The sequence below is a fragment of the Arthrobacter woluwensis genome, from assembly GCF_900105345.1.
In the GTDB taxonomy this organism is placed as follows: Bacteria; Actinomycetota; Actinomycetes; order Actinomycetales; family Micrococcaceae; genus Arthrobacter_E; species Arthrobacter_E woluwensis.
In genome coordinates this window covers 317,820-325,375 of record NZ_FNSN01000004.1, presented here as the reverse complement: position 1 = coordinate 325,375, position 7,556 = coordinate 317,820, and the positions used below count along the sequence as shown (strand labels likewise).

The window sequence follows — 7,556 nt, the reverse complement described above, 5'->3', positions numbered from 1 at the left end:
GGTCACGCTGATCTGCCCGCCGGGGACGAGGACGCCGCCTTCGACGCGGAGTGTGCCACCTGGCGGGATGGTGGATGAGCTGTTCCGGTTGGCCCCGTCAAGGGCCTGCTGCTTCCGTGCCAGCTCATCGACCCGGTTCCGCGCATCGGTGACACCGAAGGGGCGGGGGATGAAGCTGTTTATCCACTGGCACCAATGTCACCTCCTGTCAGGTCGGCAAGGGTCGGCTTCCAGGTCTTCATGTCCTGGCTCAGGGAGTACGATGACAGGCCAGACAGCATCAAGCTCGATGGCGAACTCGTCCAGGTCGACGGGGGTCTTGCCCGACGCGGACGTTGACCTGTGCGGTATCGCCCAGGGTCAGGTCCGCCGGCCCGGTGTAGTAGTCCCGTCGCCGGGGATCTTCGCTTCAAGAGTCACGAGGGTCTGGCCGCCGAAGAACGCTTGCTTCATGCGGGCCATGTGGGCGGCGATGGTTTCTTCGCTGTCCACGCCGGAGAAGTTGCGGCGTTCTTCCAGGCGTGGCCATCCAGCGGCTTCCCGGATGGTGTCGATCCCGGGTGCGGAGATCAGCCGGGATTCGCCTTCACCGTCGCCGACTGCGGTGACGAGGGTCGCGGCGTCTCCCTGGCCCCACCGGGTCTCTGGGGTGGCGTCGGTGATGTTCACCCGGAGATGAACGCGTGCTCCGGGGTGGTGGTGCGGTTGCCCATGGTGGGGCGCATCCGTGCGATCTTCCGCACCCGCGACTGGGCGGCGTCGGCCCATTGGATATCAATCATCCAGTCGAAGCCGGGGAAGCGTTGGACAGTTCCGTGAGACGGTCCCCGATCCTGGTGTTCTCCGCGTCCTGATAGAGGCGTTCCAAGATCACCCCCGTCAGTGGGGCGTCCACCTCGAGGCCGATGCCGTTGACGTTCGCGGCGTTGATCATGGCGGCGAAGATGTTGGCCTGGTCGACGTCAAGGAACTCGGCGGTGGGCATGTACCGGCGCAGAAGGTATTCCTCCACGGTCCTGCAGGGATTTCCTGACCGTTGATACCTGGTGTGGCGGTGCTGTTGGGGATCCCGTGCCAGATGATCCGGCCATCCTCGTCGGTGACGAGGATGAGGGACTTCCACGGAACGATCAGCTTCTCCCAGTACCGGCTCTTGTAGAGGCGGCCTTCCCCGTCGAAGAACGGGGCGAAGAACTTGCCCTCGCCCACGCCCTTGAGCTGGCGGGTCAGGTCCTCCGCGATGACCAGGGGCGCTTCGTCTAGGACGGTGCCGGTGATCAGGTCACAGATGATGAACCTCACGGCATCCTAGGCTTCGTCAGCGGGGCATTCCTCAACCCAGAACTTCGTGATCTTCGGATCCACGGACACGCCCGTGAAGACGTTGCCGGTGACCTTGTCCACCCAGAAGCGCGGGATGGGCAGGAGTTTGCCGGGACGATGATCTCTTCGGTTTCGATGTAGCTGCTCATCAGGTAGTTGCCGGGGGCTGTCCAGCACAGCGGGGAGCGGGTCTGGGCGTTGGATGCCTGGGACTGCATGAGGGATGCGCACACATCCCACCGGCTGATCCCGGAGGCGATGGCACCCGAGTTCACGCTGGTCTGGACGAAGACCTTCATGCGCCGGTCGTAGGCTTCCGCGTTCATCGACATGGTCGCCACGGCACGGGAGCCGGTGCCATCACTGGCCGAGGTGGGGATGTTCGTGGAATTGACGGTGAAGGTGGTGCGCTTCCACGGTCCGACATGGGTCCAGACGGTGCCGTTGTAGACTGCGTGGGGAACCCGGGAAGGTCCATGCGGAGCCTCTGCAGGCCGCGCACCTTGGGCAGGGCGCGGGCCTCGGCCAGGCTGTTGACCGGGATCGGTGCTCCCGCTGCTGCGGTGATTGGCCGCTGATCGGTTACCACGGGGGAGCCGCTTCCGGCCTTGGGGACGTCGATGAACGCCAGAGTCAGGGCCAGACCTGGTTCGGGCTTCACCCCGCCGCCCGTGGTGGCGAGCGGGTCCGGGTCCCCGGTGAGTATCCGGACGACACCCTTACGGTTCGTCCCGCCGCTGGTGCCGTCATTCTGCGGGTTGCTGGGGTCCCAGACCTGAAGGATCACCCGGTCACGGCGGGGGTTGTTCGCATCCGCTGCGACCAGGGGGTCAACGGTGGCTGAAGTGGCCAGTCCGGTGAGGTACGCTCCCGTACTGGACGCGACCGCTGCCGGCCCTGCCGTTGCCAGGACATTGTTGCCCGAGAGGGTGATCGCCAGGGCGCGGGCGTCAAGGACACCGCTGCGGCTGGTCCCCACCGCGGCACCGGGGGCCAGGAGCCCGCGATGTCACGGCGCAGGGACTCTCCCGTGTAGAGGGGAGGGCCAGCGGGGGGGGGCGCGTTGATGAAGCTGGGGTCGATTGCGTCAAGAGGCACAGTAGGCCCTCCTAATTCCAGGTGTCAGTCCAGGCCACGGTGGCGGTGGCCTGGTTGGTGGAGAGGAACCCCTCAGCGTTGAAGGTGAGGGTCATGCCGGGCGGGGGTTGATCCACGATCCTCGTAGGGCGGTGCGCCGTGAGGCGGTGCCGTTCAGCAGGATCGTTTTCTTGTCCAGGTCGATCACGAGGAACTGCCCCACGGTCAGGACGAGGTTGAACGTCATGCGGTTGCCGAGGTCATCGGTGATCTGAGGGTTGGTCAGATGCGTGTTCACGGCGGCGATGGTCACCACGACCCGGGGTCCCGGTGCCGGAGGATCCGACCGTGACGGCGTTGTTCGTCACGGTCGCGGTGATCGCGAACGGCACGGTCAAACCGGCGAGCTGAACCTTCTCCGAGGTGCTCTTTCCCGCTGTGGACGTGTTACCGGAACGTGTACCCGCCGGAGGGTGCGGAGCCGCCATCGAAGTAGTCCCCGGCAAAGGCGACCGCAGCGGACTGGGTAGCAGCGGCGCTGATCTGACGGCGTCGAAGTCCAGCTTCACGCCGGAGGGGATGACGGTTCCGCCGTTGTACAGGTAGGGCACTGGCTGGCGTAGATTGTGCCTGCCGGGGCCTGTGCCGAGTGTGTGACCCTGCCCCCGGTGTTGTTGGTGGGGGCGCTCATGGACTCACTGATACGGGTGTTGGTGGAGTCGAAGAAGCGGATCCCGATCTGGCTGGTGTAGCCGGAATCGTTGGCCATCAGCATCGACACCGCCGCCCAGTCCCCGGGGAGAGGTTCACCCGCTGGTCCGTGGATGATGCGGCCAGGACGCCGGGTCGGGTTGCCCCGGAACCGGTGGTGAGTCTGCCCCAGGCCGTGCCGACGATCCACGCCGGAGGGGATACGGTCTCCCGCGTCAGGGCTCCACCGACACCGACCCAGCCAGAGGTGTCTACCTCGAAGGACGGGTTGTTGGACCAGTTGGTGTCCGCGACAGTGGTGGGCGGGATGACCAGGCCCCCATCGGTGATGGGGAGCCTGGCGACCCCGGAGCCGCTGATGTCGTTCGGTCCGGTCCCGGCGAATCGGCGGTGGTCCGTGGCGACGAACTGCACGTTCACGCTGATCGTCTCGACCCCGTCCCACACCACCTCCGGCGTTCCCACGACACGGACCATCGCGTACCGGGGTCAGTTCCGCTTCAGCGACGATCAGGGGCTTGTAGACCTTCATGGGCAGGGCGGCGACGAACTGGTCCCGCACGAGCGCCGCACGGGCGAACGACGGGACCACGAGGACGCCCCGGAGGACGTAGTTCGCGCCGTCGTAGTAGGCCGGGTCAGACCAGGCCCCGTCGCGGTCGGGCCACGGGTTCACGTCCCCGCGTGTTCCCGGGTTACCCCATCCTTCGATGGGTGCTGTGAGGACCCCGCCGACGGTGTCCGCCGGGTCAAGGTAGAGCCCTGACCCGCCGAACGTTCGCCCGCCGATGGTGGCCGTTACGATGTCGGTCACAGACCCTCCAATCGACGCGCCGTCTCAAGAGCGGTAGCGCGCGGGTTGCGGTTTCGTGGATGTCGATCTTCACGGGGGTCCGCCCATCGGCCCACCGTCCGTGACTTCCAGGAGCGGGCACGTAGGAGGCTGGCCGGTAGGGCTGGGAAGCGACGGCGCTGGGGATCTGCACCAGGGAATCCACAGCACGGGACACCAGCCCCGTACCGTCCCGGACACCAAGCGCCAGGCCAGCAGGGACCTGCCGCCCGACCTCATACCGGAACACCCGCGACGGTGAGTGGATCCCGAGGTTCTTCTTCACCTGCGAGGTCATCCGGTCGGTGACCTTCTTGATCGCCGCATCCACGGCCTTGAGGTTCCCGGACAGCCCGTTCACAAGACCCTGCTGCGCGGCGATCCCCGCCCCGTACATCCCATTCGCCAACGACATGCCCGCGGACTGGGACACCGAACCGAGCTGTTTCCACTGCCCGTTGAGCTGACCGACAAGACCCTTGCCCCCGGCGATGAGGGACTTAGCGATGGAGCCGCCCTTACCGGTGCCAAGCTCACCGATCTGCGCGAGCAGACTGGAATCAAGGCCCATGGACCGCAGCTTGTCGAGTTGGCCCTTGAACCCTTGGACGCTGCCTACGGTCTTCTTCGCAGCCGCCACAATGCCCTGAGCGCTACGCCCGGCAAGGTCCCCCAGGTTGAACTCGTCCCGGAACTTCTCAGCCGCGTCACTGGCCGCCTTGTCCCGGGTCTTGACCGCATCCGAAAGGCTCTTCTGCGCTGTCTTCAGACGGGACGCGATGCTGGCGCGCTGGGTGGTGAGTTTGGAGATCTGCGCGTTGCTGGCGCTGATCATCCGCGACGTCGCATCCAACGTCCGCCCCAGAGACGTTTCCCGGTTGGCCTCGGCAAGCTTCTGCCGGCCCTGAGCGACCAGGGACGCGACCTGCTTATTCCGCTTCGAGATCGCCGCGTAGTAGGCGGTCATCTTCTTCGCGTTAGCCTTCGCGTCCTTCCCCAGGGTCGGGGCCTTCACCCCGGAGACCTGAGCGGCACGGCTCATCAGCGACGAGGCGGCCTTGCGGAGCTGGTCAGCCTTTGTGAAGTGCTTCGTGGCCTCAGAGGTGACCTTCCGTGCCACAGCGGTAATGGCTGCCGTTGCCTGCGGCCCGGCCTTCTTCACCCCACCGGCAAGGCCCTGAACGATGAACTCACCGAACTGCCGGAACACTCGCGACGGTGAGTGGATCCCCAGGGCCGCTTTGAACGGCCCGACGATCCAGCCGGGGAGCTGGTTGAGGAAGAAGCTGCCAATGCTGGACAGGAGGCTGCCGGCACCGTTGAGAAGACCCTGGATCATGTCTCGACCGATCTGGACGAGGGAGCCCGTCAGACCGGAGAGCGCGCCGAGGATCTTGCCAGGGAGGTCACGGAAGAACGAGACCACGTTGTTGATCCCGGACGAGATCGCACCCGTGATGTTCGACCAGAGCCCGGTGAAGAACGACTTGATGCCGTTCCAGGCTGAAGACCACAGCGACCCGATCAGTGAAAGGCCACTACTAATCACGGTCCGGACAATGCTGATAGCACCCGTGACGATGGACCCGATGGTGTTCCAGATGCCCTTGAAAATGTTCTGGATCCCTTGCCACACCTGGGACCAGTTGCCCGAGATGATGCCAGTGACTACCTGGATCACACCCTGAACGATCTGCATGACCGATGTGATGACGTTGGCTATCGCGCCGAACACCGTCGTCACTACCGGCATGAGGGCCTGGATGACGGGGATCAAAACGGCCAAGAGGATATTGATCAGTGGGGTTATCGCGGACACGATCGCCGTGAACAGCGAGATCACGGGCGGCAGGACCGTTGAAACCAACATCGTGATCACCGGAACAAGCGCCGATACCAGAGCTGACACCAGCGGCATCAGAGCAGCAAGAACCTGCATCACCGCCGGGCCGATAACTTGGAAGATCTGGACGACCGCCGGTAGCAGGGTCGAAACGAGCTGTGCGAGTACGGGAGCCAGCTGCGATGCCAGTTGCGCGCCCAGTTGAGCGAATGCCGCCCCAAGAGGCTGGAAAGCAGTCGCCAATGCGCTGATTACGGGCGAGAAGGCCTGGAACTGAGCCGAAATCTGTGCCCACAACGCACGTCCAGCATCGGTTTGGGTGAAGAAGTATGCCAGTGCCGTCCCGACGCCAACGAGGGCAGACAGAATAGTGACGAACGGATTGGTTTTCAGGACCTTCGTGAAGAGGGCCGCTGCAATTGCTGCCCCCTTAGTCACCGCGGTGTACACCGAAGTTGCGGTTGTGAGGACTTTGAAAGCTATCGCGCTAGCGCCAATTGCTGCCGCAACTGCCTTGAACGCGGAGGCGTTCTCACGCACGAAGGCCACTGCCGATGCCGCCGCGAGTCCAAGGCGCTCCATGAACCCGGAGAACCCGGACGACGTGACGTCATCTCCACCTGCCTTGAAGGCAGCGAAGAAGGCCTGGACTGATCCGACAGCGCTACGCGCAAAAAGGCCGACGCGCTCGAGCACCCCAGCGAACCCGGTTGACGTCACATCTGAGCCGCCCGCTTGGTAGGCGGCGACCATCGCCGTGATCCCACCCTTGACTTCGTCGAACGCCTTGCGTGCTCCCGCGCCGATTCGGAGGAACGTTCCCACAAAACCGGTGGCATTGACCTGAGCATTTGCGTTCTGCCAGCCGCCAATCAGGGCGTCGTAGCCCTTCATGACGTTTGCGAAGACTGGCTTGAGCTTCTTGTTTACGCCATCGATGATCGGAATAAGCCCGTTCATCCCGTCCTTGGCTGCGCTCAAGAAAGGGAGCATGACGGTTTCGCCGACGCGTCCGAGGGCTGCTTTGAGGTTCGCCATCGAGCCACGGAAGGTCTCTCCGGACTTCAGGGCTGCACCGCCGAGGCCCTTCTCCATGGCGTTTTGGAAGGTCGCGAAGTCGATCTTGCCCTTGGAGGCGAGGTCGTACACCTCGTCGGAGGTCTTACCCAGTTCCTTGCCCAAGAGCTGGACAATCGGAATGCCAGCGTCGTTCAGCTGGGCGATGACATCGCCCTGGATCTTGTTCGACGCGGCGACCTTGTTGAAGATCGCTCCCATCTCACCCATGCCGACACCCGCAATGGTGGCCGAGTCGCCCACGAGCTTCAGGGTCCGTTCAAGGTCTTGGCCGGGTTTCACCCCAGCAGCGACCACGCCAGCAGCCACGGTGGCCGCGTCACCCATGCCGAACGCCGTGCCCTTCACTGCGGCCATGGCATTGTTCATGATCTTCGTTACCGACTGGGTGGAGTGGCCCAGCCCGGTGAGTTTGGCCTGCGCGTCCTCGATGTTCAGTGCTCGAGAGATCCCGCCTTTGACTGCCAGCCCTGCAACCATTGCAGGTCCAGCGACGGCGAGGACCTTGCCGGCGATACCGGCGAATGCAGCGCCGAACGAGCTTCCGCCGCGCTTGCCAGCGGCCGCGCTGCCCGCGTCTGCTGCCCCAGTTAGGTCGTTGACGATGCTCTTGCCAAGGCCCTTGGAGGAGGCGACGATGTTGACATAGGCGGTCGCCAGTTCAGACATGGGGCCTCCTGGAATGCGGCTAGC

7 protein-coding genes are annotated in these 7,556 nt (G+C 64.4%); all 7 read right to left on the bottom strand.

Features of this window, described 5'->3' with window-relative positions; translation table 11 throughout:
- Positions 1–360: 360 nt before the first annotated feature.
- Positions 361–669, bottom strand: coding sequence for a hypothetical protein (locus BLV63_RS17250; protein WP_074784673.1), 309 nt, complete (start codon positions 667–669; stop codon positions 361–363).
- Between the two features lie 109 nt (positions 670–778).
- Positions 779–985 (bottom strand): hypothetical protein, encoded by a 207-nt coding sequence (locus BLV63_RS18710; protein WP_175533612.1) that lies wholly within the window; start codon positions 983–985, stop codon positions 779–781.
- Positions 931–1,302, bottom strand: coding sequence for a hypothetical protein (locus tag BLV63_RS18480; protein ID WP_139244789.1), 372 nt, complete (start codon positions 1,300–1,302; stop codon positions 931–933). Before BLV63_RS18480 ends, BLV63_RS18710 begins: the two co-directional genes overlap by 55 nt.
- 343 nt (positions 1,303–1,645) lie before the next feature.
- Positions 1,646–2,302: a hypothetical protein gene (locus BLV63_RS18475; protein WP_139244787.1), complete on the bottom strand. Its 657-nt coding sequence runs from the start codon at positions 2,300–2,302 to the stop codon at positions 1,646–1,648.
- A 210-nt stretch (positions 2,303–2,512) separates the two neighbouring features.
- The gene (locus BLV63_RS17240) at positions 2,513–2,698 is read right to left on the bottom strand and encodes a hypothetical protein (protein ID WP_139244786.1); all 186 of its coding nucleotides are present in this window, start codon (positions 2,696–2,698) and stop codon (positions 2,513–2,515) included.
- Between the two features lie 470 nt (positions 2,699–3,168).
- Positions 3,169–3,576 carry a hypothetical protein gene (locus BLV63_RS17235; RefSeq protein WP_139244785.1) on the bottom strand — a complete coding sequence of 136 codons (408 nt, stop codon included), beginning with the start codon at positions 3,574–3,576 and terminating at the stop codon, positions 3,169–3,171.
- A 284-nt stretch (positions 3,577–3,860) separates the two neighbouring features.
- Positions 3,861–7,532, bottom strand: coding sequence for a phage tail protein (locus BLV63_RS17230; RefSeq protein WP_074784665.1), 3,672 nt, complete (start codon positions 7,530–7,532; stop codon positions 3,861–3,863).
- Positions 7,533–7,556 lie beyond the last annotated feature (24 nt).